The sequence below is a fragment of the Pseudomonas sp. 57B-090624 genome (assembly GCF_003234055.1).
GTDB lineage: Bacteria > Pseudomonadota > Gammaproteobacteria > Pseudomonadales > Pseudomonadaceae > Metapseudomonas > Metapseudomonas tohonis.
In genome coordinates this window covers 1-25,064 of record NZ_QKRU01000075.1, presented here as the reverse complement: position 1 = coordinate 25,064, position 25,064 = coordinate 1, and the positions used below count along the sequence as shown (strand labels likewise).

The 25,064-nt window shown below is 67.0% G+C and carries 21 protein-coding genes; all 21 read left to right on the top strand.

Annotated elements, in window-relative coordinates; translation table 11 throughout:
• The first annotated feature begins 38 nt into the window (after positions 1-38).
• On the top strand, positions 39-440 hold the full coding sequence (locus DMX10_RS26680; RefSeq protein WP_111263933.1) for a cytochrome c family protein: 402 nt from the start codon (positions 39-41) through the stop codon (positions 438-440).
• Between the two features lie 34 nt (positions 441-474).
• Positions 475-1,965, top strand: a complete 1,491-nt coding sequence (locus tag DMX10_RS26675) for an aldehyde dehydrogenase family protein (protein ID WP_111263932.1) — start codon at positions 475-477, stop codon at positions 1,963-1,965.
• A gap of 1,365 nt (positions 1,966-3,330) precedes the next feature.
• Positions 3,331-4,260, top strand: a complete 930-nt coding sequence (gene pcaQ, locus DMX10_RS26670) for a pca operon transcription factor PcaQ (protein ID WP_111263931.1) — start codon at positions 3,331-3,333, stop codon at positions 4,258-4,260.
• A gap of 117 nt (positions 4,261-4,377) precedes the next feature.
• Positions 4,378-5,097 carry a protocatechuate 3,4-dioxygenase subunit beta gene (pcaH, locus tag DMX10_RS26665; protein WP_111263930.1) on the top strand — a complete coding sequence of 240 codons (720 nt, stop codon included), beginning with the start codon at positions 4,378-4,380 and terminating at the stop codon, positions 5,095-5,097.
• Positions 5,098-5,109: 12 nt separating this feature from the next.
• Positions 5,110-5,715 (top strand): protocatechuate 3,4-dioxygenase subunit alpha, encoded by a 606-nt coding sequence (gene pcaG / locus DMX10_RS26660; protein WP_111263929.1) that lies wholly within the window; start codon positions 5,110-5,112, stop codon positions 5,713-5,715.
• On the top strand, positions 5,705-6,796 hold the full coding sequence (zapE, locus tag DMX10_RS26655) for a cell division protein ZapE (protein ID WP_031288310.1): 1,092 nt from the start codon (positions 5,705-5,707) through the stop codon (positions 6,794-6,796). The genes pcaG and zapE overlap by 11 nt, the downstream gene beginning before the upstream one ends.
• 127 nt (positions 6,797-6,923) lie before the next feature.
• A complete protein-coding gene (locus DMX10_RS26650; protein ID WP_111263928.1) occupies positions 6,924-7,766 on the top strand; it encodes an IclR family transcriptional regulator C-terminal domain-containing protein in 843 nt (280 codons plus the stop codon).
• 321 nt (positions 7,767-8,087) lie between these two features.
• Entirely contained in the window at positions 8,088-9,437 is a 1,350-nt protein-coding gene (locus DMX10_RS26645) for an MFS transporter (protein WP_111263927.1), read from the top strand.
• Positions 9,438-10,614: 1,177 nt separating this feature from the next.
• Complete coding sequence (locus DMX10_RS26640; RefSeq protein ID WP_111263926.1) at positions 10,615-11,574, top strand: AraC family transcriptional regulator; 960 nt, start codon at positions 10,615-10,617, stop codon at positions 11,572-11,574.
• Positions 11,575-12,371: 797 nt separating this feature from the next.
• The gene (benA, locus tag DMX10_RS26635; protein WP_111263942.1) at positions 12,372-13,730 is read left to right on the top strand and encodes a benzoate 1,2-dioxygenase large subunit; all 1,359 of its coding nucleotides are present in this window, start codon (positions 12,372-12,374) and stop codon (positions 13,728-13,730) included.
• Positions 13,727-14,215, top strand: coding sequence for a benzoate 1,2-dioxygenase small subunit (gene benB / locus DMX10_RS26630; RefSeq protein WP_111263925.1), 489 nt, complete (start codon positions 13,727-13,729; stop codon positions 14,213-14,215). The genes benA and benB overlap by 4 nt, the downstream gene beginning before the upstream one ends.
• A 45-nt stretch (positions 14,216-14,260) precedes the next feature.
• Complete coding sequence (benC, locus tag DMX10_RS26625) at positions 14,261-15,274, top strand: benzoate 1,2-dioxygenase electron transfer component BenC (RefSeq protein WP_111263924.1); 1,014 nt, start codon at positions 14,261-14,263, stop codon at positions 15,272-15,274.
• Between the two features lie 53 nt (positions 15,275-15,327).
• A complete protein-coding gene (locus DMX10_RS26620; RefSeq protein ID WP_111263923.1) occupies positions 15,328-16,101 on the top strand; it encodes a 1,6-dihydroxycyclohexa-2,4-diene-1-carboxylate dehydrogenase in 774 nt (257 codons plus the stop codon).
• Positions 16,102-16,162: 61 nt separating this feature from the next.
• Positions 16,163-17,491 (top strand): MFS transporter, encoded by a 1,329-nt coding sequence (locus DMX10_RS26615; RefSeq protein WP_111263922.1) that lies wholly within the window; start codon positions 16,163-16,165, stop codon positions 17,489-17,491.
• Positions 17,492-17,575: 84 nt separating this feature from the next.
• A complete protein-coding gene (locus DMX10_RS26610) occupies positions 17,576-18,847 on the top strand; it encodes a benzoate/H(+) symporter BenE family transporter (protein WP_111263941.1) in 1,272 nt (423 codons plus the stop codon).
• Between the two features lie 124 nt (positions 18,848-18,971).
• Positions 18,972-19,823: a CoA transferase subunit A gene (locus DMX10_RS26605; protein ID WP_111263921.1), complete on the top strand. Its 852-nt coding sequence runs from the start codon at positions 18,972-18,974 to the stop codon at positions 19,821-19,823.
• Complete coding sequence (locus tag DMX10_RS26600; protein WP_111263920.1) at positions 19,820-20,614, top strand: CoA-transferase subunit beta; 795 nt, start codon at positions 19,820-19,822, stop codon at positions 20,612-20,614. The genes DMX10_RS26605 and DMX10_RS26600 overlap by 4 nt, the downstream gene beginning before the upstream one ends.
• Positions 20,611-21,816 carry a 3-oxoadipyl-CoA thiolase gene (gene pcaF / locus DMX10_RS26595; RefSeq protein ID WP_111263919.1) on the top strand — a complete coding sequence of 402 codons (1,206 nt, stop codon included), beginning with the start codon at positions 20,611-20,613 and terminating at the stop codon, positions 21,814-21,816. The genes DMX10_RS26600 and pcaF overlap by 4 nt, the downstream gene beginning before the upstream one ends.
• Positions 21,817-22,090: 274 nt before the next feature.
• Complete coding sequence (locus DMX10_RS26590; protein WP_111263918.1) at positions 22,091-23,452, top strand: 3-carboxy-cis,cis-muconate cycloisomerase; 1,362 nt, start codon at positions 22,091-22,093, stop codon at positions 23,450-23,452.
• 10 nt (positions 23,453-23,462) lie between these two features.
• On the top strand, positions 23,463-24,257 hold the full coding sequence (gene pcaD, locus DMX10_RS26585; protein WP_111263917.1) for a 3-oxoadipate enol-lactonase: 795 nt from the start codon (positions 23,463-23,465) through the stop codon (positions 24,255-24,257).
• A gap of 13 nt (positions 24,258-24,270) precedes the next feature.
• Positions 24,271-24,666 (top strand): 4-carboxymuconolactone decarboxylase, encoded by a 396-nt coding sequence (pcaC, locus tag DMX10_RS26580; protein WP_043245095.1) that lies wholly within the window; start codon positions 24,271-24,273, stop codon positions 24,664-24,666.
• The last annotated feature ends 398 nt before the right edge of the window (positions 24,667-25,064 follow it).

Sequence of the window (25,064 nt, the reverse complement as noted above, 5' to 3'; positions counted from 1 at the left end):
GAGCCCCAGGGTGACATTCGCCCATCAAGGTCCGCTGCATGCCGCCCAACAACAAGACACCTTCGTTCCTCGCCGTCTTCGCGCTGCTGTTCCTGCTTCCGGTCCTGCCCGCGCTCGCCGATTGCAGCCAGGCCGTGGTTGGGCGGGGCGCCAGCGCCTTCGCCGCCGAGTGCTCGGTGTGCCATGCCACGAGCAAGGACGCGGCCCCGGGCATGGGCCCGAACCTGGGCGGGGTGATCGGCCGCAACGCCGGCAGCCAGCCTGGCTTCGCCTACTCGCAAGCGATGAAGGCCCGCGCCCGGGCCTGGGAACAGGACGGCCTGCAGGCCTTCATCGCCCAGCCCCAGGCCGAGGTGCCCGGCACCTACATGCCCTATGCCGGCCTGGCCGACGCGACGGATCGCCAGGCCATCGCCTGCTTCCTCGCCCAGCAGCACTGAGGCGCCCCGGAACTCCCATGAACGAGGAAAGAACATGAGCAAGGTTGACGTACTGCCGCAGGTCGCGGCCTTCCTGCAACGCCGCCACGGCTGCTTCATCGACGGCCAGTGGGTGGTGCCCGAAGGCGCGTCCAGCCCCGTGCTGAATCCGGCCACCGGCGAGGTGATCGCCGATGTGGCGGAAGCCGATGACGCGCTGCTGGATCGCGCCGTGCAATCGGCCCACCGCGCCTTCAAGGCCGGCGTCTGGTCGGGCCTGCGCCCGGCCGACCGCGAACGCATCCTGCTGCGCTTCACCGCGCTGGTGGAGGAGCACGGCGAGGAGCTGGCGCAGCTGGAAACCCTGAGCCAGGGCAAGTCCATCAACATGGCGCGGATGCTCGACGTCGGCGCCACGGTGGAGTTCATGCGCTACATGGCCGGCTGGGCGACCAAGATCGAGGGCCAGACCCTGGACGTCTCCATCCCGCTGCCCGAAGGCGCGCGCTTCACCGCCTTCGCCCGCCGCGAGCCGGTGGGCGTGGTGGCCGGCATCGTGCCCTGGAACTTCCCGCTGATGATCACCACCTGGAAGCTGATGCCGGCGCTGGCCTGTGGCTGCACGGTGGTGATCAAGCCGGCCACCGAGACGCCGCTGACCGCGCTGCGCCTGGCCGAGCTGGCGCTGGAGGCGGGCATCCCGCCGGGCGTGTTCAACCTGGTCACCGGCGGTGGTGCCACCGTGGGCAACGCCCTGGCCTCGCACCCGCTGATCAACAAGGTGTCCTTCACCGGCTCCACCGCCGTGGGCAAGAGCGTCGGCGCGGTGGCGGTGCGCAACATGACCCGCTTCGCCCTGGAGCTGGGCGGCAAGAACCCGATGATCATCCTCGCCGACGCGGACATCGACAAAGCCATCGGTGGCGCGCTGCTCGGCGGCCTGCTCAACCAGGGTCAGGTCTGCGCCGCGGCGTCGCGCTTCTATGTGCAGCGCTCGCGCTACGACGAGTTCGTCGAGAAGCTGGCCGGCGCCGTTTCCGGCCTGTCCATCGGTGCGGGCATGGACTGCGATGCGGCGATCAACCCGCTGGTCTCGCGCAAGCAGCAGCAGGGCGTGCTGCGCCACATCGAACTGGCCCGCCGCGAGGGCGCCCGCGTCGTCACCGGAGGCACGCCGGTGGACAGCGAAGGCTTCTACGTGCGCCCCACGGTGCTGGCCGATGTCGATCACTCCATGACGGTCGCCCGCGAGGAAGTGTTCGGCCCGGTGCTGTCGGTGATCCCCTTCGACGACGAGGAGAGCGCCATCGCCATGGCCAACGACAGCGAATACGGCCTGGCCGCCAGCCTCTGGACCAACGACCTGACCAAGGCGATGAACCTGGTCCCGCGCATCGAGGCCGGCACCGTGTGGGTCAACGCCCACGTGCTGCTGGACCCCAACATGCCGTTCGGCGGCGTCAAGCAATCGGGCATGGGCCGCGAGTTCGGCCGCACCGTCATCGAGGCCTACACCGAGCTGAAATCGGTGTGCATCGCCCACTGAGCAAGTGCGACACCCTCCTAATTCACAGGCCTTCGGGCCTGTTTTTTTATGGGTGTCTTTCAGTGGGCCCCCGCGTGCGCGGGGGTGACGGTGTGTGGGGATGGTGCGTGCCGCACCGTCATCCTCGCGAACGCGGGGATCCACCTCAAGCCGGCGGGCACGGCGTTGCCTGGGGCTTCGCATCGCGAATGAAATCGCTCCCACGGGCGGGAGGCTGTTCAGTGGGCCCCCGCGTACGCGGGGGTGACGGCGTATGGGGATGGTTTGTGCCACCTCGTCATCCTCGCGAATGCGGGGATCCACTCAAGCCGGCGGGCACGGCGTTGCCTGTTGCGCCGCATCGCGAATGAAATCGCTCCCACGGGGCGGGAGGCTGTTCAGTGGGCCCCCGCGTGCGCGGGGGTGACGGTGTGTGGGGTGGTGTGTGCCACCTCGTCATCCTCGCGAATGCGGGGATCCACTCAAGCCGGCGGGCACGGCGTTGCCTGGGGCTTCGCATCGCGAATGAAATCGCTCCCACGGGCGGGAGGCTGTTCAGTGGGCCCCCGCGTACGCGGGGGTGACGGTGTGTGGGGATGGTGCGTGCCGCACCGTCATCCTCGCGAACGCGGGGATCCACTCAAGCCGGCGGGCACGGCGTTGCCTGGGGCTTCGCATCGCGAATGAAATCGCTCCCACGGGGCGGGAGGCTGTTCAGTGGGCCCCCGCGTGCGCGGGGGTGACGGTGTATGGGGATGGTTTGTGCCACCTCGTCATCCTCGCGAACGCGGGGATCCACTCAAGCCGGCGAGCAGGGCGTTGCCTGGGGCGCCGCATCGCGAATGAATTCGCTCCCACGGGCGGGAGGCTGTTCAGTGGGCCCCCGCGTGCGCGGGGGTGACGGTGTATGGGGATGGTTTGTGCCACCTCGTCATCCTCGCGAATGCGGGGATCCACTCAAGCCGGCGGGCACGGCGTTGCCTGGGGCTTCGCATCGCGAATGAATTCGCTCCCACGGGGTGGGGCGGGAGTCTGTTCAGTGGGCCCCCGCGTGCGCGGGGGTGACGGTGTATGGGGATGGTATGTGCCACCTCGTCATCCTCGCGAATGCGGGGATCCACTCAAGCCTGCGGGCACGGCGTTGCCTGGGGCTCCGCATCGCGAATGAATTCGCTCCCACGGGCGGAAGGCTGTTCAGTGGGCCCCGGCGTGCGCGGGGGTGACGGTGTGTGGGGATGGTGCGTGCCGCACCGTCATCCTCGCGAATGCGGGGATCCACTCGAGGGCCATGCACCTGGCCTCCCATCGCCGGGTCATAACCAAACCTGTTGGCCTGATCGGCATTCGAGGCTAGGCTTCGGCCATTTCCCTCATCGGGCAGCTGCCGTGAATATCGATACCCGCATCAAATTCCGCCACCTGGTGTGCTTCCTCGAAGTGGCGCGCCAGGGCACCCTGGCGCGGGCGGCGGACAAGCTGGCGGTGAGCCAGCCGGCCATTTCCAAGACCCTCAAGGAGCTGGAGGAGCTGCTCGGCGCCAGCCTCTTCGCGCGCAGCAAGAGCGGCGTGACCCTCACCGAGGCGGGCGTGGCCTTCATGCGCTACGCGGGCCCCTGCGTGCAGGCGCTGCGCGATGGCGTGGACAGCCTGCGCAGTGGCGAGCACGAATCCGCCAGCCTGCGCCTGGGCGTGCTCTCCACGGTGGAGAGCCTGCTGGTGCCCGAGGTGGTGCGCCGCCTGCACGCGCGCCACCCGACCCTGGTGGCCAGCGTGGTGACCGGCCCCAGCGCCTTCCTGCTGTCGCAACTGCACCTGGGCGAACTGGACCTGGTGGTGGGGCGCATGACCGACAGCCCGCAGATCCAGGGCCTGCTGTTCGAACACCTGTACAGCGAATCGATGACCCTGGTGGTACGTCCCGGCCACCCGCTGCTGGAGGGGCCACTGCAGCGCGAGCGCTTGCAGGACCACCCCCTGGTGCTGCCGCTGGCCGGCACCACCATCCGCAAGTACGCCGACGCCTTCTTCGTGCAATGCGGCATCAGCCAGCCGCGCCAGCGCCTGGAGACCCTCTCCGTGGCCCTGAGCCGTCGCTACGTGCAGACCAGCGAGGCGATCTGGATCGCCCCCACCGACGCGGTGCGGCTGGACCTGCGCCGGGGCGAGCTGGTGGAGCTGCAACTGGGCATCCGGGAGCCCGGGGGCTCGGTGGGCATCTGCAGCAACGCCGCGCTGCCGCTGCCCCTGGCGGCGCACTGGTGCGTCGAGGTATTGCGCGAGCTGGGCCAGGCCTATCGGGAGGGGCAGTATCCTTAATCAAATGGTTATGGATGGGGCGCGTTATTTCAGTTTTCCGGGCTCCGGCGAGGCGTGACACTTCGCCACAGCCTGCTGCCCCGCAGCCTCCACAAATCCAATAACGAGGAGATCGACATGCCCGATGCGCAACAGAGCCGCTTCGTCATTCGTGATCGCAACTGGCACCCCAAGGCCCTGACGCCCGACTACAAGACCTCCATTCCCCGTTCCCCGCGCCAGGCGCTGGTGAGCATCCCGCAATCGGTCTCCGAGACCAGCGGTCCGGATTTCTCGCACCTGAAGCTGGGGCGCTTCGACAACGACCTCCTGCTCAACTTCGACCACGGCGGCCTGCCCATCGGCGAGCGCATCATCGTCGCCGGGCGCGTCTGCGACCAATACGGCAAGCCGATCCCCCACACCCTGGTGGAGATGTGGCAGGCCAACGCCGGCGGCCGCTACCGCCACAAGAACGACCGCTACCTGGCGCCGCTGGACCCGAACTTCGGCGGCGTCGGCCGCGCGCTGACCGACAGCGAGGGCTACTACAGCTTCCGCACCATCAAGCCCGGCCCCTATCCGTGGCGCAACGGCCCCAACGACTGGCGCCCGGCGCATATCCACTTCTCCATCAGCGGCCCGTCGATCGCCACCCGGCTGATCACCCAGCTGTACTTCGAGGGTGACCCGCTGATCCCCATGTGCCCCATCGTCAAGTCCATCGCCAACCCCGAGGCGGTGCAGAGCCTGATCGCCAGGCTCGACATGAGCGCGGCCAACCCCATGGATTGCCTGGCCTACCGCTTCGACATCGTCCTGCGCGGCCAGCGCCGCACCCACTTCGAAAACCGCTGAGGAGCTGCGCGCATGCCCATCCAATTGCTGCCGGAAACCCCGTCGCAAACCGCCGGCCCCTACGTGCACATCGGCCTGGCGCTCGCCGCCGCCGGCAACCCGGTCCGCGACCAGGAGATCTGGAGCGAGATGGCCAAGCCCGGTGCGCCGGGCGAGCACATCCTGCTCATCGGCCACGTCTACGACGGCAACGGCCACCTGGTGCGCGATTCCTTCCTGGAGTTCTGGCAGGCCGACCATGAAGGCCGCTACGACAGCGCCTTCGACCCGGAGAAGCCCTTCAACGGCTTCGGCCGCACCGCCACCACCTTCGATGCCGGCGAATGGACGCTGAAGACCATCAAGCCCGGCGTGGTGCACAACGCCGCCGGGGTGCCCATGGCGCCGCACATCAACGTCTCGCTGTTCGCCCGGGGCATCAACATCCACCTGCAGACGCGCCTGTACTTCGACGACGAGGCCGAGGCCAACGCCCGCTGCCCGGTGCTCACCCTGATCGAGCAGCCGCAGCGCCGGGAAACCCTGGTCGCCCAGCGCTGCGAGGTGGACGGCAAGCTCGCCTACCGCTTTGATATCCGCATCCAGGGGGAAGGGGAAACGGTCTTCTTTGACTTCTAGAACGCTGCAGTCCGATCAGCCCGCCGAAACGGTCCTCGAGCGCATCCGGCGGCACTTCAACGCGGTGCTGGAGGCGCGGGGCTACCGCGCCGACAGCGCACAGCAGGCGGCCGTCGAGCACCTCGGCAGCTGGCTGGACAAACACCTGAACGCGCGTCGGGGCTGGTTCCGCCGGCCGGTGGCGGGTGTCTACCTGTGGGGCGGCGTCGGCCGGGGCAAGAGCTTCGTGATGGACGCCTTCTTCGCCGCCGCGCCGGTGCAGGCCAAGCGCCGCGTGCACTTCCACGCCTTCCTGCAGGAGTTGCAGGTGCGCATGCTCGCCTTCAGCGGCCAGCCCGATCCCTTGGCCCGTGTCGCCCGGGAGATCGCCCAGCAGACGCGGCTGCTGTGCTTCGACGAGTTCCACGTGCACGACATCGGCGACGCCATGCTGCTCGGGCGCCTGCTCAAGGTGCTGGTGGAGGAGGGCGTGGGCCTGGTCTGCACCTCCAACTACAGCCCCGACAGGCTGTGCCCGAACCCGCTGTACCGCGAGCGCTTCCGCCCGGCCATCCAGCTGATCGAGAAGCGCTTCGACGTGTTCTCCCTCGACGCCGGCCAGGACTACCGCCAGCACAGCACCGAGCTGGAAGCCTGGGGCGATTACTGCTGGCCCGAGCCGGAGGATGGCGGCGCGTCGATCCGCCGTTCCCTGGGATTGGGGGAGGGCGCCTTGCTGGACCAGGTGCTGGAGGTCAACCACCACCCGCTGCGGGTGCATGCACTGGAAGGCGACCGGGCCTGGCTGGACTTCCACGAGCTGTTCGCCACGCCGCGCTCGGCCAGTGACTACCTGTGGCTGATCGAGCACTTCCCGCACATGGCGGTGAGCGGCCTGGACCGCCTCGGCGACCACCCCCAGGACGTCAGCCAGCGCTTCCTGAATTTCATCGACATCGCCTACGACCGGGGGCTGCACCTGCGGCTGTTCTCCGCCGTGGCGCTGGAGCAACTGGCCGAGGGCGGCAATGCCGTGGATTTCGCCCGCACCCTGAGCCGGATGAAGCAGCTGCGCAGCGTGAAGCTGGATACCGCCCCCTAGAGAATCTGCCGGGAGCACCGTCATCCCCGCGAGCGCGGGCACCCACTGAACAGCCGCCAATTGCGATAACCGCCCACCGCTTCGATAATCGCCCATCAGCCCGGTGCGATAGCCAAGGACAACAACAATGAGCGACGAACAACGAGTCCCCCTGCCGCCCCTGGCGCCGCCCATCATCGCCTCGCCAGCCAAGCGCATCGAAGCCTTCACCGGCGACCCCAATTTCATGACCTCCCTGGCCCGTGGCCTGGCAGTGATCCACGCCTTCCAGGAGCGCAAGCGCCACCTGACCATCGCCCAGATCAGCCACCGCACCGAGATTCCCCGCGCCGCCGTGCGCCGCTGCCTGCACACGCTGATGAGCCTCGGCTACGTGACCACCGACGGCCGCACCTACTCGCTGCTGCCCAAGGTGCTCACCCTCGGCCACGCCTACCTGTCCTCGACGCCGCTCGCGGTCACCGCGCAACCGATCCTCGACCGTCTCAGCGAGCAGTTGCACGAGGCCTGCTCCATGGCCACCCTGGAGGGCGACGAGATCCTCTACATCGCCCGCTCGGCCACGCCGCAGCGGCTGATCTCGGTGGACCTCAGCGTCGGCAGCCGGCTGCCGGCCTACTGCACCTCCATGGGCCGCATTCTCCTCGCCGCGCTGGATGACGCGGCGCTGGAGGAGTACATCGAGCACGCCGACCTGCAGATCAAGACCAGCCGCACCGTGCATACGGCGCAAGGGCTGCGCGCGAGCATCGCGCAGATCCGCACCCAGGGCTGGGTGATCATCGACCAGGAGCTGGAAGTCGGCCTGCGCTCGGTGGCGGTGCCGCTGAAGGACTCCGCCGGCCAGGTGCTCGCCGCCCTCAACGTCGGCACCCACGCCGGTCGCGTCACCCGCCAGGAGCTGGAGACGCGCTTCCTGCCGGTGCTGCTGGAGGCGAGCAAGGAACTCAGCGCACGGCTGTTCCAATAGGCGCCGTTCCCCCTTGGGGCCGGCATCCGCCGACCTCTTGCAAAGCGTTCGATAAGCGCACGCATAGTCGATTATCGAATTGAACTGCCCCAGGCCTCTCCGTAGTGTTTGCCGGGCCGCACGAGACGCTGCGGTCCCATAAAAACAATGAGAGTCAGCCATGGCCAGCAGCCATCCGCAGCGCGCAAGCGCTCCGTCGTCGCACGCCGCAGGGGTTCGCCTGCCGGGCACGCTCATTCCTGTCTCATTCGTGCGTTACCCCACGGAGGCCGAGATCATCGGCCCGTGCCGCGCGAAGACGCCTTCACAGGAACTTCCTACATGACCCGCCCTGCATCGCTACCGGCCGCCGGTACCCTCGACGTCCAATCCTTCATCAACGCCCAGCCGCTTTCCCGCTACCAATGGCGGATCGTGCTGCTGTGCTTCCTCATCGTCTTCCTCGACGGCCTCGACACCGCCGCCATGGGCTTCATCGCCCCGGCCCTGACCCAGGACTGGGGCATCGACCGCGCCAGCCTCGGCCCGGTGATGAGCGCCGCGCTGATCGGCATGGTCTTCGGCGCCCTCGGTTCCGGCCCGCTGGCCGACCGCTTCGGCCGCAAGATCGTGCTGGTGGTGGCGGTGTTCCTCTTCGGCCTGTTCAGCCTGCTGTCGGCCTTCAGCAGCGACATCGACCAGTTGCTGGTGCTGCGCCTGCTCACCGGCCTGGGCCTGGGCGCGGCGATGCCCAACGCCACCACGCTGCTTTCCGAGTACACGCCGGAGCGGCTCAAGTCGCTGCTGGTGACCAGCATGTTCTGCGGCTTCAACCTGGGCATGGCGTCCGGCGGCTTCGTCTCCGCGAAGATGATCCCGGCCTTCGGCTGGCACAGCCTGCTGCTGCTCGGCGGCGTGCTGCCGCTGCTGCTGGCGGTGGTGTTGCTGCTCTGGCTGCCGGAGTCCGCCCGCTACCTGGTGGTGCGCAACCGGGGGGCCGACAGGGTGCGCCAGGTGCTGGCCCCCATCGCCCCGGCGGAGGTGGCCGTGGCCACGGACTTCAGCGTGCCGGAGCAGAAGACGGTGCAGAGCCGCAACGTGCTCAAGGTGGTCTTCGCCGGCACCTACAGCGCCGGCACCCTGCTGCTGTGGCTGACCTATTTCATGGGCCTGGTGATCGTCTACCTGCTCACCAGCTGGCTGCCGACCCTGATGCGCGACAGCGGTGCGAGCATGGAGCAGGCCGCCTTCATCGGGGCGCTGTTCCAGTTCGGCGGTGTGCTCAGCGCCGTCGGCGTAGGCTGGGCGATGGACAGATTCAACCCGCACAAGGTCATCGGCATCTTCTACCTGCTGGCGGGCGTCTTCGCCTACTTCGTCGGCCAGAGCCTGGGCCAGGTCACCCTGCTGGCGACCCTGGTGCTGCTCGCCGGCATGTGCATCAACGGCGCGCAATCGGCCATGCCGTCCCTCGCCGCACGTTTCTACCCCACCCAGGGCCGCGCCACGGGCGTGTCCTGGATGCTCGGCATCGGCCGCTTCGGCGCCATCCTCGGCGCCTGGATCGGCGCCACGCTGCTGGGCCTGGGCTGGAACTTCGAACAGGTGCTGACCGCGCTGGTGGTCCCCGCTGCCATCGCCACGGCGGCGGTGGTGATCAAGGGGCTGGTGAGCCATGCGGATGCGACGTGAGTACGCACCGGCGAGATTTGATTCTGGCTTGGAGTCGTGATCCTAGACAGCAAGTAGGGGAACTTGAGGGGCAAGTGATGTAAGGCTTGCCTCCCCCGAGATCGCCTCAGAGTTTATCGATAAAAAGCTGGTCGGCCTCTATGCGATTAGTCGTGAGAGAAATAATGTTGGCCAACTACATGTTATCCGTACTTTGAATGATGGGGTGTATATAAGGGGCGCTCTGTCAGGGATTGGAACTGCTTGTAGTGGTGGCTCATCTAGTCTATTCGGTGCGTAGGGGCGTTGAGAAAAATCTCTTAGTAATTGCTTGCTGGCTAGGTTTTGGAAAGCGTGAAGATCTGTTCATGACCAATATGAAATGATCGTGAGGGCAGTATACTCCGGGGGCTCTTTGGTGCTTTATTATATCCTCGTTGGTTGTAATGACTATTGCTTCTTCTAAACATTTTGGGCAGACCACGGATAGATTTCCACTTCCATATTCATCAAATACTAATTTCACTTGGGCTGCGCTGCCATCAAATACTATTCTCTTCATTGGATGTTTTTCGTCGATTTCTAAGGGGTTGAGTAATTTGAATTGCTGGGATGTATCTTTATGAGATTTATTTAAATCTAATTATGCGTGCTCTGGGTTTGCTCTAAATGGGTTCTTGTCTCGATGAGGCGTTTTTGTATTTGCTGCTTGTTAAAGAGAAAGTCTCCTCCTTCGGGTCGATAGCAAGACAGCATTTCAACGGTCTGTTGCACGAATTCATCGTCTGGAAAATGGTCGTCCAATAGCGATTCAAGGTTGTTGGAAGCACTGATGCTTGTGTCTGATTCGTTGATAAAATTATTCATTAAAATTTCTAGCTTTTCGGGTCCATTCTTGTTTCCTTTTTGGGTTTATGGCATCGAGGGTGTCAATGGCTCTGATTTAGGAATCTGCAAGCGCTTTTGCCTGTATTGTGCCTCCTTGATGGGATGAGCGCTCGTCAGCTATGAGTTTGCCGGTAGGGGCGAATGGTAGCGGCTAGTGCTGGCCCCGCCAGCCTTTGGCCTGGCTCATTAAACTACTGCTGTGTCCGATAATCGAACAGATATTCCGCCGACGAATTGCTTGGTTCGCGAGCCCGGGGATACCTTGCCGGTCACTGTGGCTCCGTAAAATAACAACAAGAGTGCGTTGGACATGGAAAATTGCCTGCTGAGCGAGCGCAGCATGGTGTTTGAGCGTGCCGACCCTTATGCGGTGTCGGGTTACGTCAACCAGCATGTCGGCTCCCACGATATCCGCCTGCCCACCGTGGGGCGGCCCGAGGCCAGCCTCAATCACCGCAAGTTCGCCAGCCTGGACCTGTGCCGTATCAGCTATGGCGGCAGCGTGCGGGTCACCTCTCCGGCCCTGGAGACCATCTACCACCTGCAGGTGCTGCTGCGCGGCAACTGCCTGTGGCGCGGGCACCGCCAGGAGCACTACCTGGCGCCGGGCGAGCTGCTGCTGATCAACCCGGACGATCCGGTCGACCTGACCTATTCCGACGATTGCGAGAAGTTCATCCTCAAGATGCCGGTGGCGCTCATGGAGGCCGTCTGCGACGAGCAGCGCTGGCTGCGCCCGGGCGACGGCGTGCGCTTCCTGCAGAACCGCTATCGCCTGCTGGAACTGGACGGCTTCATCAACCTGCTGGCCATGGTCTGCCAGGAGGCGGAAAGCCGCGACCCCTTGCTGCGTGTCCAGGACCACTACACCCAGATCGTCGCCAGCAAGATGCTCACGCTGATGCGCACCAACGTCAGCCGCGAGCAGCTCGGTTCCCAGGCGGCGTCCTTCGAGCGCATCGCCGATCACATCGAGCGCAACCTCAGGCAGGACATCACCAGCGAGGAGCTGGCCGCCCAGGCGCAGATGAGCCTGCGCTCGCTCTACGCCCTGTTCGAGCGCCACGCCGGCACCACGCCCAGGCACTACATCCGCCAGAAGAAGCTCGAGCGCATCCACGCCTGCCTCAGCGATCCGGACTGCTGCGTGCGCAATGTCACCGAGCTGGCCCTGGATTACGGTTTCCTGCACCTCGGGCGCTTTGCCGAGAACTACAAAGCGCAGTTCGGCGAGTTGCCGTCGGATACCTTGAGGCGGCGCGGTTTGTAATCCAGAGCTCCGGCTCTGGGGGCTCCTGATCCATCCGCGGGGTAGGGTGGAGGTCGCTTTTTACCTCCACCATGACGGTGCTTCATGTGGCTCCGGGTTGGGGCATTCCTACGGCCTGGTTGGCGAATGAATTGGCTATGTCTGCGTTAAGTGTTGCTAGAGGATTTGAGTCCAGCTGATTGCCGAGCTCTGATGATGTTTCTGGTTTCGCCCCCGGGCGAGTCTCTTTCTTCAGTCGTCGGGATGCCGAACCACAAGAAAGAAACCAAAGAGGCTTGCCCCATCATCCGGCCCCGGCTTCGCCGGGGTTCCCTCACTCCATCGTCGCTATCGGGGGCCGGCGCGATGGGCCATCCATGGCCTGGCGCGCCTCTCGCGGCATCCATGCCGCTCGTCCCCCGGCGCAACGACTGCGTTCGGCCTCCTGGAGGGGCGTTGGCGGCTGCCCCACCTTTCTTCGTCCAGCGCATCGCCACGTGGTGCGCACAGGCTTTCGTAGGATGGTGTAGAGCGAAGCGAAACCCATGCGGTGGGGGGCACGAACCCTTGGGCGCCCGGAAAGGTCCGTACTTGAGCGCTTGCATTAAAACCACAACAGCTAACGCAGACAGAGCCAATTCATTCGCCCCTGCAAAAAGCGCATCCGCGCCTTGAAGCGGCCGCCATGCCCGCCATCCGCAACACCCCGTAACCCCTCTGCACAAAACGGATAGCGATCTGCACAAGGCGGATATTGCCGCTGCCCGCGCCTCCCTAACCTGAGCCTGCCTGAACACATAACAATGGAGGCCCTGGCCATGTCCCTGGGATTCGAGTTCCTGCATTCGCTGCTAGAGGAAGACAAGGAGAAGGGCGTCTACCGCTGCAAGCGGGAGATGTTCACCGATCCGCGTCTGTTCGAACTGGAGATGAAGCACATCTTCGAAGGCAACTGGCTGTACCTCGCCCACGAGAGCCAGATTCCCGAGAAGAACGACTACCTCACCCTGACCATGGGGCGCCAGCCGGTCTTCATCGCGCGCAACAAGGACGGGGAGCTCAACGCCTTCCTCAATGCCTGCAGCCATCGCGGTGCGCAGCTGTGCCGGCACAGGAGCGGCAACCGCGCGTCCTACACCTGTCCCTTCCACGGCTGGACCTTCAACACCAGCGGCAAGCTGCTCAAGGTCAAGGACCCGGCCGAGGCGGGCTACCCGGCGAGCTTCAACTGCGAAGGCTCCCACGACCTGACCCGCGTCGCCCGCTTCGAGTCCTACCGCGGCTTCCTCTTCGGCAGCCTCAACCCGGACGTGGTGCCGCTGGCCGAGCACCTGGGCGAGTCGGCGAAGATCATCGACATGATCGTCGACCAGTCCCCCGAGGGCCTGGAAGTGCTGCGCGGCTCCAGCAGCTACGTCTACGAAGGCAACTGGAAGCTGACCGCCGAGAACGGCGCCGATGGCTACCACGTCAGCTCCGTGCACTGGAACTACGCCGCCACCCAGAACCAGCGCAAGCAGCGCGAGGCGGGGGAGGAAATCAGGACCATGAGCGCCGGCAGCTGGGCCAAGAACGGCGGCGGCTTCTACGCCTTCGACAAGGGCCACCTGCTGCTCTGGACGCGCTGGGCCAACCCCGAGGACCGCCCCCTCTACGAGCGCCGCGACGAGCTGGCCCGGGACTTCGGCCGTGCCCGTGCCGACTGGATGATCGAGAACTCGCGCAACCTCTGCCTGTACCCCAACGTCTACCTGATGGACCAGTTCAGCTCGCAGATCCGCATCGCCCGGCCCCTGTCCGTCAACCAGACGGAAATCACCATCTACTGCATCGCGCCACGGGGCGAGAGCGCCGAGGCCCGCGCCAGGCGCATCCGCCAGTACGAGGACTTCTTCAACGTCAGCGGCATGGCCACCCCGGACGACCTGGAGGAGTTCCGCTCCTGCCAGCTCGGCTACCAGGGCAACCGTGGCTGGAACGACATGTCCCGCGGCGCCGCGCACTGGGTGGAAGGCGCCGATGAGGCCGCCCGCGAGATCGACCTGCACCCGCTACTGTCCGGCGTGCGCACCGAGGACGAGGGCCTGTTCGTGCTGCAGCACAAGTACTGGCAGGCAACCCTGCTCGAGGCCGCTGCGGCCGAGCAGCGACTGATCCCCGTGGAGGCCGTGCAATGAGCATCTCCCATGACGCCGTGCGCGACTTCCTCTACCGCGAGGCGCGCTACCTGGACGACAAGGACTGGGACAGCTGGCTGGAACTCTATGCCGCCGATGCCAGTTTCTGGATGCCGGCCTGGGACGATCGCGACGAGTTGACCGAGAACCCGCAGACCGAGATCTCGCTGATCTGGTACGGCAACCGGGGCGGCCTGGAGGACCGCGTGTTCCGCATCAAGACCGACCGCTCCAGCGCGACCATGCCGGACACCCGCACCTCCCACAACATCAGCAACATCGAGCTCCTCGAGCAGGCCGCCGGCGAGTGCCGGGTGCGCTTCAACTGGCACACCCTGAGCTACCGCTACAAGACCGTGGACAGCTACTTCGGCACCAGTTTCTACCGCCTCGACGTGCGCGGCGAGCAGCCGCTGATCACGGCCAAGAAGGTGGTCCTGAAGAACGACTACGTGCGCCAGGTCATCGACATCTACCACATCTGAACACCCGGCCCGGCCATCCCGAGGCCGCGCTCCGTGGAGCCCGACATGACTCATCACATCGCATTGACCTTCGAAGATGGCGTCACCCGTTTCATCGACGCCAGCCCCGACGAGACCGTGGCCGACGCGGCCTATCGCCAGGGCATCAACATCCCGCTGGATTGCCGCGACGGCGCCTGCGGCACCTGCAAGTGCTTCGCCGAGGCGGGTCGCTACGACCTGGGCCAGGACTACATCGACGATGCCCTGAGCGCGGAGGAGGCCGAGCAGGGCTACGTGCTCACCTGCCAGATGCGCGCGGCCAGCGATTGCGTGGTGCGGGTGCCAGCCTCGTCCGCGCTGTGCAAGACCCAGCAGGCCAGCTTCGACGCGGCCATCAGCGCCGTGCGCCAGCTGTCCGACAGCACCATCTCGCTGTCGATCAAGGGCGAGTCCCTGAGCCGCCTGGCCTTCCTGCCGGGGCAGTACGTCAACCTCAGGGTGCCGGGTAGCGAACAGTCCCGCGCCTACTCCTTCAGCTCGCTGCAGAAGGACGGCGAGGTCAGCTTCCTGATCCGCAACGTGCCCGGCGGCCTGATGAGCAGCTTCCTCACCGGGCTGGCCAAGGCCGGCGACAGCATGAGCCTGGTGGGGCCGCTGGGCAGCTTCTACCTGCGCGACATCCGCCGGCCGCTGCTGTTGCTGGCCGGTGGCACCGGCCTGGCGCCCTTCACCGCGATGCTGGAGAAGGTCGCCGAGCAGGGCAGCGAGCATCCGCTGCACCTGATCTACGGCGTGACCAACGACTTCGACCTGGTGGAGCTGGATCGCCTGGAAGCCTTCGCCGCGCGCATCCCCACCTTCAGCTTCAGCGCCTGCGTGGCCGATCCCGAGAGCGGCTACCCGCGAAAGGGCTACGTCACCCAGCACATCGAACCGCGCCACCTCAACGACGGCGACGTCGACATCTACCTCTGCGGCCCGCCGCCGATGGTGGAGGCGGTGAGCCGTTTCATCCGCGAGCAGGGCGTGCAGCCGGCGAATTTCTACTACGAGAAGTTCGCCGCCAGCGCCGCCTGAGCACCACTCCAACCCGTGAACCTCCTGGTGGCCGGCAACGGCAGAGGACCGTCATGAGCAACAGATTCAACGACAAGGTCGCGCTGGTCACCGGCGCGGCGCAGGGCATCGGCCGCCGTGTGGCCGAGCGCCTGGTGGAAGAGGGCGCCCGCCTGGTGGCGGTGGACCGCTCCGAGCGGGTCTTTGAGCTGCGCGAACAGCTGGGGGAAGGCCGTGTGCTGGCGCTGACCGCCGACCTCGAGCAATACGCCGGATGCAGCCGGGTGATGGCGGCGGCGGTGGCACGCTTCGGGCGCCTCGATGTGCTGGTCAACAACGTTGGCGGCACAATCTGGGCCAAGCCGTTCGAGCACTACGAGGTGCACGAGATCGAGGCCGAAGTGCGGCGCTCGCTGTTCCCCACGCTCTGGTGCTGCCACGCGGCGCTGCCCTACATGCTGGAGCGGGGCGCGGGGGCCATCGTCAACGTTTCCTCCATCGCCACCCGCAGCCTCAACCGCGTGCCCTATGGCGCGGCCAAGGGCGGCGTCAACGCGCTCACCGCTTGCCTGGCCTTCGAGAACGCCGGGCGCGGCATCCGCGTCAACGCCACCGCGCCCGGTGGCACCGAGGCGCCGCCCCGGCGCATCCCGCGCAACACGGCGGAGCAGAGCGCCCAGGAGAAGATCTGGTACCAGCAGATCGTCGACCAGACCCTCGACAGCAGCCTGATGAAACGCTACGGCAGCATCGACGAACAGGCCGCCGCGATCCTCTTCCTGGCGTCCGACGAAGCCTCCTACATCACCGGCGTGACCCTGCCGGTAGGCGGTGGCGACCTGGGCTGAAACCCGCGCCGCGGTTCCACCGGCAACGCTTTCTCGACAACAAGAACAAGAGACGAATGCCATGCGAAAACTCGACGTACACGCGATCATCGACGACGCCCGCTTCACGCCCTTCCACTGGATGGTGATGCTCTGGTGCGCCCTGCTGCTGGTCTTCGACGGCTATGACCTGTTCATCTACGGCGTGGTCTTGCCGGTACTGATGAAGGAGTGGGGGCTGACGCCCATGGAAGCGGGCGCCCTGGGCAGCTACGCGCTGTTCGGCATGATGTTCGGGGCGCTGGTCTTCGGCCCCCTGGCCGACCGCATCGGGCGCAAGCGCGGCATCGCCATCTGCTTCGTGCTGTTCTCCGGCTTCACGGTGCTCAACGGCCTGGCACGCAACCCCACCGAGTTCGGCATCTGCCGCTTCATGGCCGGGCTGGGCATCGGCGGGCTGATGCCCAACGTGGTGGCGCTGATGAACGAGTACGCGCCGAAACGGCTGCGCAGCACCCTGGTCGCCATCATGTTCAGCGGCTATTCCCTGGGCGGCATGCTCTCCGCCGGCGTCGGCATCTACATGCTGCCGCGCTTCGGCTGGGAGGCGATGTTCTTCGTCGCTGCGGTGCCGCTGCTGTTGCTGCCGCTGATCCTCTGGTACCTGCCCGAGTCCGTCGGCTTCCTGCTGCGCCAGGGCCACACCGAACAGGCGCGGGCCATCCTGCGCAAGGTCGACCCGCAGCGGGAGCTGCGCGATGACGACCTGCTCGAACTGGTGGAGGCGAAGGCCCAGGGCGCACCGGTGCTGGAGCTGTTCCGCGAGGGGCGGGCCCTGCGCACGCTGATGCTGTGGATCGCCTTCTTCTGCTGCCTGCTGATGGTCTACGCGCTCAGCTCCTGGCTGCCGAAGCTGATGGCCAACGCCGGCTACAGCCTGGGTTCGAGCCTGTCCTTCCTGCTGGCGCTGAACCTGGGCGGCATGTTCGGCGCCATCGCCGGCGGCGTCCTCGGTGATCGCTTCAACCTGCCCCGGGTGGTGGCGGCCTTCTTCATCGTCGCGGCGCTGTCCATCAGCCTGCTCGGCTTCAAGAGCCCGACACCGCTGCTATACCTGCTGATCGGCATCGCCGGCGCCACCACCATCGGCACGCAGATCCTGCTGTACGCCACGGCGGCGCAGTTCTATGGCCTGGCCATCCGCTCCACCGGCCTTGGCTGGGCCTCCGGCATCGGCCGCAACGGCGCCATCGTCGGGCCGTTGCTGGGCGGTGCGCTGCTGGGCATCAACCTGCCGCTGCAGCTGAACTTCATGGCCTTCGCCATCCCCGGCGCCATCGCCGCACTGGCCATGTGCTTCGTCTCGCTGCGTGCGCCCCAGGCTGCTCCATTGGCGGGTGCCAGGCTCTGAAGCGCGCGGGGCGTCGGCAACGCCCCGCCTGACCCGGAAAGACAAACAGGAGAGCTGGCCATGGCCACGCGACAGGCAACCTTCCTGCGCACCCTGATCCGTGATTTCTCGCTGTCGGCAACCGTGGCGGGCTTCGTCGCCACGGTGATTTCCTATGCCGGGCCGCTGGTGATCATCTTCCAGGCGGCCAAGGCCGCGAACCTGCCCGACGCGGTGCTGTCGTCCTGGGTCTGGGCCATCTCCATCGGCAGTGGCGTGCTGGGGATCGTCCTCAGCCTGCGCTTCAGGGTACCGCTGGTCATCGCCTGGTCCGCTCCCGGCTCGGCGCTGCTGGTGGCCTCGCTGCCGAGCGTCAGCCTCAACCAGGCGGTGGGCGCGTACCTGCTCTCCAGCCTGCTCATCCTGCTGGTGGGGCTGTCCGGCGCCTTCGATCGCATCATCGGTCGGCTGCCCGCGGCGATTTCCGCCGCGATGCTGGCCGGCATCCTCTTCAGCTTCGGCACCCAGCTGTTCGTCTCGGTGAAGGAGAAACCGCTGCTGGTGCTGGCGATGTTCGCCGCCTACCTGCTGGGCAAGCGGCTGCTGCCGCGCTATGCGGTGATGGCGGTGCTGGTGACCGGCTGCAGCATCGCCCTGGCGACCGGGGAGCTGAACGCCTCGGCCCTGGTGATCGGCTTCGCCACCCCGGTGTGGATCACCCCGGAATTCAGCTGGCACGCCACGCTGAACATCGCCCTGCCGCTGGTGATGGTGGCGCTGACCGGGCAGTTCGTGCCGGGCATCGCCGTGCTACGCAACGACGGCTACGGCACGCCCGCCAGCCCGATCATCGCCAGCAGCGCACTGGGCACCTTGCTGCTGGCCCCTTTCGGTTGCCACGGCCTCAACCTGGCGGCCATCACCGCCGCCATCTGCAGCGGCCGCGAGTCCCACGAGGACCCGGGCCGGCGCTACGTGGCCGGCGTGGTCGGCGGCCTGTTCTACCTGCTGCTGGGCCTCTTCGGCGCCACCCTGGTGTCGCTGTTCAGCGCCTTCCCCCGGGAGCTGGTCGCGGCCTTGGCCGGGCTGGCGCTGTTCGCCGCCATCGCCGGTGCGCTGGCCGGGTCCATGGCGGTGCCGGAGGACCGCGAAGCGGCGCTGATCACCTTCCTGGTCACGGCGTCCGGCATGTCCCTGCTCGGGCTGTCGGCGGCCTTCTGGGGGCTGATCTTCGGCCTGGCCGCGCACCTGCTGCTGGGCGTGCATCGACCGCGGGCCCAAGCTCGGCCTGGGCTGCTGGCCACGGACGAGAAGGCCGCGCCGGCGCACCCGGGGGAAGGCCGCCGGCAGGCTCCCGGCGCCGAAAGAAATGCTTAGCAAGGTACAGAGTTGTTCGATTATCGAACGGATAGTCGATTATCGGATTGTTCGCCGATCGGGCCGGGGGTAGCTTTCCATCACCCGGCGAACCTTGCGCCCTGGATAACAGAACGAGATCGACATGGCTGAAATCATCTCCCTGCGCGAAGCGGTCGAGCGCTTCGTCAACGACGGCGACACCGTCGCCCTCGAAGGCTTCACCCACCTGATCCCCACCGCCGCTTCCCACGAGCTGATCCGCCAGAACAAGCGCGACCTGACCCTGGTACGCATGACGCCCGACCTGGTCTACGACCTGCTGATCGGTGCCGGCTGTGCGAAGAAGCTGGTCTTCTCCTGGGGCGGCAACCCGGGTGTCGGTTCGCTGCACCGCCTGCGCGATGCAGTGGAGAAAGGCTGGCCCCATGCGCTGGAAATCGAGGAACACAGCCATGCCGACCTGGCCAACTCCTATGTGGCCGGTGCCTCCGGGCTGCCGTTCGCGGTGCTGCGCGCCTATGCCGGCTCCGACCTGCCCAAGGTCAACCCGTTGATCAAGAGCGTGACCTGCCCCTTCACCGGTGAAGTGCTGGCGGCCGTGCCCTCGGTGCGCCCGGACGTGACCGTGATCCACGCACAGAAGGCCGACCGCAAGGGCAACGTGCTGCTCTGGGGCATCCTCGGCGTGCAGAAGGAAGCGGCCCTGGCGGCCAAGCGCTGCATCGTCACGGTGGAAGAGATCGTCGACGACCTCGACGCGCCGATGAACGCCTGCGTGCTGCCCACCTGGGCCCTGACCGCCGTCTGCCATGTGCCCGGCGGCGCACACCCGTCCTACGCCCACGGCTACTACGAGCGCGACAACCGCTTCTACCAGGCCTGGGACCCGATCGCCCGCGACCGCGAGGCCTTCAGCGCCTGGATCGACGACTACATCCGCGGCACCGAGGACTTCGCCCAGTTCCAGCAGAAAATTGCGGAGGCCAAGCAATGAGCGCCCAATCCACTGGCTACAGCACCAATGAAATGATGACCGTCGCCGCCGCCCGCCGCCTGAAGAACGGCGCGGTCTGCTTCGTCGGCATCGGCCTGCCGTCCAAGGCGGCCAACCTGGCGCGCCTGACCTCGTCCCCGGACGTGGTGCTGATCTACGAATCCGGCCCCATCGGCGCCAAGCCCACGGTGCTGCCGCTGTCCATCGGTGACGGCGAGCTGGCCGAGACCGCCGACACCGTGGTGCCCACCGGCGAGATCTTCCGCTACTGGCTGCAGGGCGGGCGCATCGACGTCGGCTTCCTCGGCGCCGCCCAGGTGGACCGCTTCGGCAACATCAACACCACCGTGATCGGCGACTACCACACGCCCAAGGTGCGCCTGCCCGGTGCCGGTGGCGCGCCGGAGATCGCCGGCTCCGCCAAGGAAGTGCTGATCATCCTCAAGCAGTCCCACCGCACCTTCGTCGACAAGCTGGCCTTCGTCACCTCGGTCGGCCATGGCGAAGGCGGTGACTCGCGCCAGCGCCTGGGTCTGCCCGGCAAGGGCCCGGTGGGCATCATCACCGACCTGTGCATCATGGAGCCGGAAGCCGGCACCCACGAATTCATCGTCACCTCGCTGCACCCGGGGGTGACCCGCGAGCAGGTGGTCGAGGCCACCGGCTGGCCGATCCGCTTCGCCGACAGCGTCAGCGAGACTCTCGACCCGAACGAGGAGGAGCTGACCGCGCTGCGTGCCCTGGAAGCCCGCACCGCCGCCGCCCACGGCCAGCAGGGAGGTGAGGAATGAGCCGCGACGTATTCATCTGCGATGCCGTGCGCACGCCCATCGGTCGCTTCGGCGGCGCCCTGGCACCCGTGCGTGCCGACGACCTGGCGGCCATCCCGCTCAAGGCGCTGATCGAGCGCAACCCGCAGGTGCGCTGGGACGAAGTCGACGAAGTGTTCCTCGGCTGCGCCAACCAGGCCGGCGAGGACAACCGCAATGTCGCGCGCATGGCGCTGCTGCTGGCGGGCTTGCCGGAGAGCGTTCCCGGCGTCACCCTCAACCGCCTCTGCGCCTCGGGCATGGACGCGGTGGGCACCGCCTTCCGCGCCATCGCTGCCGGGGAGATGGAGCTGGCCCTGGCCGGCGGCGTCGAATCCATGTCCCGCGCGCCCTATGTGATGGGCAAGGCGGACAGCGCCTTTGGCCGCAGCCAGAAGATCGAAGACACCACCATCGGCTGGCGCTTCATCAATCCGTTGATGAAGGCGCAGTACGGCGTCGACGCCATGCCGCAGACCGCCGACAACGTCGCCGACGACCAGCAGGTCAGCCGCGAAGACCAGGACGCCTTCGCCCTGCGCAGCCAGCAGCGCGCCGCTCGTGCCCAGGCTGAGGGCTTCTTCGCCGAGGAGATCGTCCCGGTGGTGATCAAGGGCAGGAAGGGCGACACGGTGATCGACCAGGACGAGCACCTGCGGCCCGAGACCACCCTGGAGGCCCTGGCCAAGCTGAAGCCGGTCAACGGTGAAGGCAAGACCGTCACCGCTGGCAACGCCTCGGGCGTCAACGACGGTGCCGTGGCGCTGATCCTCGCCAGCGCCGAGGCGGTGAAGAAACACGGCCTGACCCCGCGCGCCAGGGTGCTGGGCATGGCCAGTGCCGGCGTGGCACCGCGGGTCATGGGCATCGGCCCGGTGCCGGCGGTGCGCAAGCTGCTGGAGCGCCTCAACCTGGGCATCGACCAGTTCGACGTCATCGAACTCAACGAAGCCTTCGCCGCCCAAGGGCTGGCTGTGACCCGTGACCTCGGCCTCGCCGACGATGACGCCCGGGTCAACCCCAACGGCGGCGCCATCGCCCTCGGCCACCCCCTGGGCGCCAGCGGCGCACGCCTGGTGCAGACGGCGTTGCACCAGTTGGAGAAGTCCGGCGGCAAGCTCGGTCTGGCCACCATGTGCGTGGGGGTGGGGCAAGGGCTCGCCCTGGCCATAGAACGGGTGTGACAGGCTACTGCGTTCGCTACGGCTGCTGTGCGCGGCGCAGCTGTAGGAACGCTCCCTGGAGCTGCGAGGCACGTGATGGGTTTCGCTCCGCTCTACCCATCCTACGGCTGGTCGGCGTGATGCAGCCGTAGGGTGGCTTCAGCCCACCATGACCCATCCGACGTAGCGGTTTGAGCTCGCTACGCCTGATGTGCCGGGCGAAGTGCGTAAAGGCTGGTCGTGACGGGCCGGCTGCTATAAAACGATTCACCTTCCTGATTTCCGGAGCACTGGCTTGAACAGCCCGAGCAACCAACTCTTCGATGCCTATTTCACCGCGCCGGCCATGCGCGCGATCTTCTGCGACCACGGCCGGGTGCAGGGCATGCTGGATTTCGAGGCCGCCCTGGCCCGTGCCGAGGCCCGTGTCGGGGTGATCCCTTCCGAGGCGGTGGCGGCCATCGAGGCGGCCTGCAAGGCCGAGCTCTATGATTTCCCCGCCCTGGCCGTGGCCATCGGCAGCGCCGGCAACTCGGCGATTCCGCTGGTCAAGGCGCTGGGCAAACGCATCGCCGCCCGCGACGCCGAGGCCGAGCGCCATGTGCACCTGGGCGCCACCAGCCAGGACGCCATGGACAGCGGCCTGGTGCTGCAGCTGCGTGCTGCCATCACCCTGCTGGAAAACGATCTCGCCACGCTCGCCGAGGGCCTGGCCGGGCAGGCGCGCCTGCATGCCGATACGCCGCTGGCCGGGCGCACCTGGCTGCAGCACGCCACGCCCGTGACCCTGGGCATGAAGATCGCCGGCTGGCTGGGTGCGGTGACCCGTCACCGCCAGCGCCTGGCCGAGCTCAAGCCGCGCCTGCTGTGCCTGCAGTTCGGTGGCGCCTCCGGCAGCCTCGCGGCGCTGGGCGACAAGGCCTTCGCCGTGGCCGGTGCCCTGGCGGAGGAACTGGACCTGGCCCTGCCCGAGCAGCCCTGGCACACCCAGCGCGATCGCCTGGTGGAGTTCGCCAGCCTGCTGGGGCTGGTCGCCGGCAGCCTGGGCAAGCTGGGGCGCGACCTCAGCCTGCTGATGCAGACCGAGGCGGGTGAGGTCTTCGAGCCCGCGGCGCCGGGCAAGGGCGGTTCGTCCACCATGCCGCACAAGCGCAACCCGGTGAGCGCCGCCGTGCTCATCGGTGCCGCCACCCGTGCACCGGGCCTGGTGGCGACCCTGCTGGCCGCCATGCCCCAGGAACACGAGCGCAGCCTGGGCCTGTGGCACGCCGAATGGGAAACCCTGCCGGAGCTCTGCTGCCTGGTATCCGGCGCCTTGCAGCAGGCGCTGCTGGTGGTCCCGGGCCTGGAGGTGGACGCCGCGCGCATGCGCCGCAACCTGGACCTGACCCAGGGGCTGGTGCTGGCCGAGGCGGTGAGCATCGCCCTGGCCCAGCGCATCGGCCGCGACGCCGCCCACCACCTGGTCGAGCGGTGTTGCCGCCAGGCGGTGAAGGAGGGGGCGCACCTGCGTGCCGTGCTCGGCGCCGAGCCCGAGGTCACCGCGCAACTGTCCGCCGACGAGCTGGACCGCCTGCTCGATGCGGCCCACTACCTCGGTCAGGCGCGTCGCTGGGTCGACCGCGCCGTGGCCGAGCATCAGAATTTCTCGCGTTAGGAGCCTTTGCATGCCTGCCGTACGACTCGCCGATGGCGACCTGAACTACCTGCTCGAAGGCCCGGCCGATGCGCCGGTGCTGGTCCTCAGCAACTCCCTGGGCACCGACCTGCACATGTGGGACGCGCAGGCCGCGGCCTTCGCCGAACACTTCCGCTTGCTGCGCTACGACACCCGTGGCCATGGCGCCTCCCTGGTCAGCGAAGGCCCCTACAGCATCGAGCAGAACGGCCGTGACGTGCTGGCCCTGCTGGATGCGCTGGATATCGCCCAGGCCTCGTTCTGCGGCCTGTCCATGGGTGGGCTGATCGGCCAGTGGCTGGGAATCCATGCGCCGGAGCGCATCCAGCGCCTGGTGCTGTGCAACACCGCCGCCAAGATCGGCACCCCGGATGTGTGGAACCCGCGCATCGAGACGGTGCTGCGCGATGGCCAGGCGGCCATGGCGGCCCTGCGCGATGCCTCCATCGCCCGCTGGTTCACCCCGGACTTCGCCGAGGCGCAACCGGCCAAGGTCGAGCCCATCGTCGCCATGCTGGCGCAGACCTCGCCCCAGGGCTACGCGGCCAACTGCGCGGCGGTGCGCGACGCCGACTTCCGCGAGCGACTGGACGCCATCCGCGCGCCGACCCTGATCGTCTGCGGCAGCGGCGATGCGGTGACCACGCCCGAGCATGGCCGCTTCCTGCAGGCGCATATCGTCGGGGCGGAGCTGGTTGAGTTCGCCGCCGCGCACCTGTCCAACGTCCAGGCCGGTGAAGCCTTCACCCGCCGGGTGCTGGACTTCCTGAACGCCAAGGGCTAGCGAGGAGCGACCGATGGACGAGAAAGAGCGCTACGAAGCCGGCATGCAGGTGCGCCGCGCCGTGCTGGGCGATGCCCATGTCGACCGCAGCCTGCAGAACCTCACGCCCTTCAACGAAGAGTTCCAGGAGATGATCACCCGCCATGCCTGGGGCGATATCTGGACGCGCCCGGGCCTGCCGCGCCACACCCGCAGCCTGGTGACCATCGCCATGCTCATCGGCATGAACCGCGAGGGCGAGCTGCGCCTGCACCTGCGCGCCGCGAAGAACAACGGGGTCACCCGCGACGAGATCAAGGAAGTGATCATGCAGAGCGCCATCTACTGCGGCATTCCAGCCGCCAATGCCACCTTCCACCTGGCCGAATCGGTGTGGGACGAGCTGGGCGTGGAATCGCTGCAGGACTGACCCGCGAGCCATACAAACGCCGCCCGGACCCCGCATCCGGGCGGCGTTTTTGTGTGTGCGGCGTATCCCGTTCACGCACCAAGGCCACCGCCGCTGGTTGCACCTGTAGGGGCGAATTCATTGGCTCTGTCTGCGTTAGCTGTTGTGGTTTTAATGCAAGTGCTCAAGCACGGTCCTTTCCGGGCGCCCAAGGGTTCGTGCCGCCTCCACCGCATGGGTTTCGCTTCGCTCGCGGAACGCCGCCCGACCCATCCTACGAAAGCCTTTGCGTACCACGTGGCGATGCGCTGGACGAAGAAAGTTGGAGCAGCCGCCAACGCCCCTCCAGGAGGCCGAACGCAGTCGTTGCGCCGGGGGACGAGCGGCATGGATGCCGCGAGAGGCGCGCCAGGCCATGG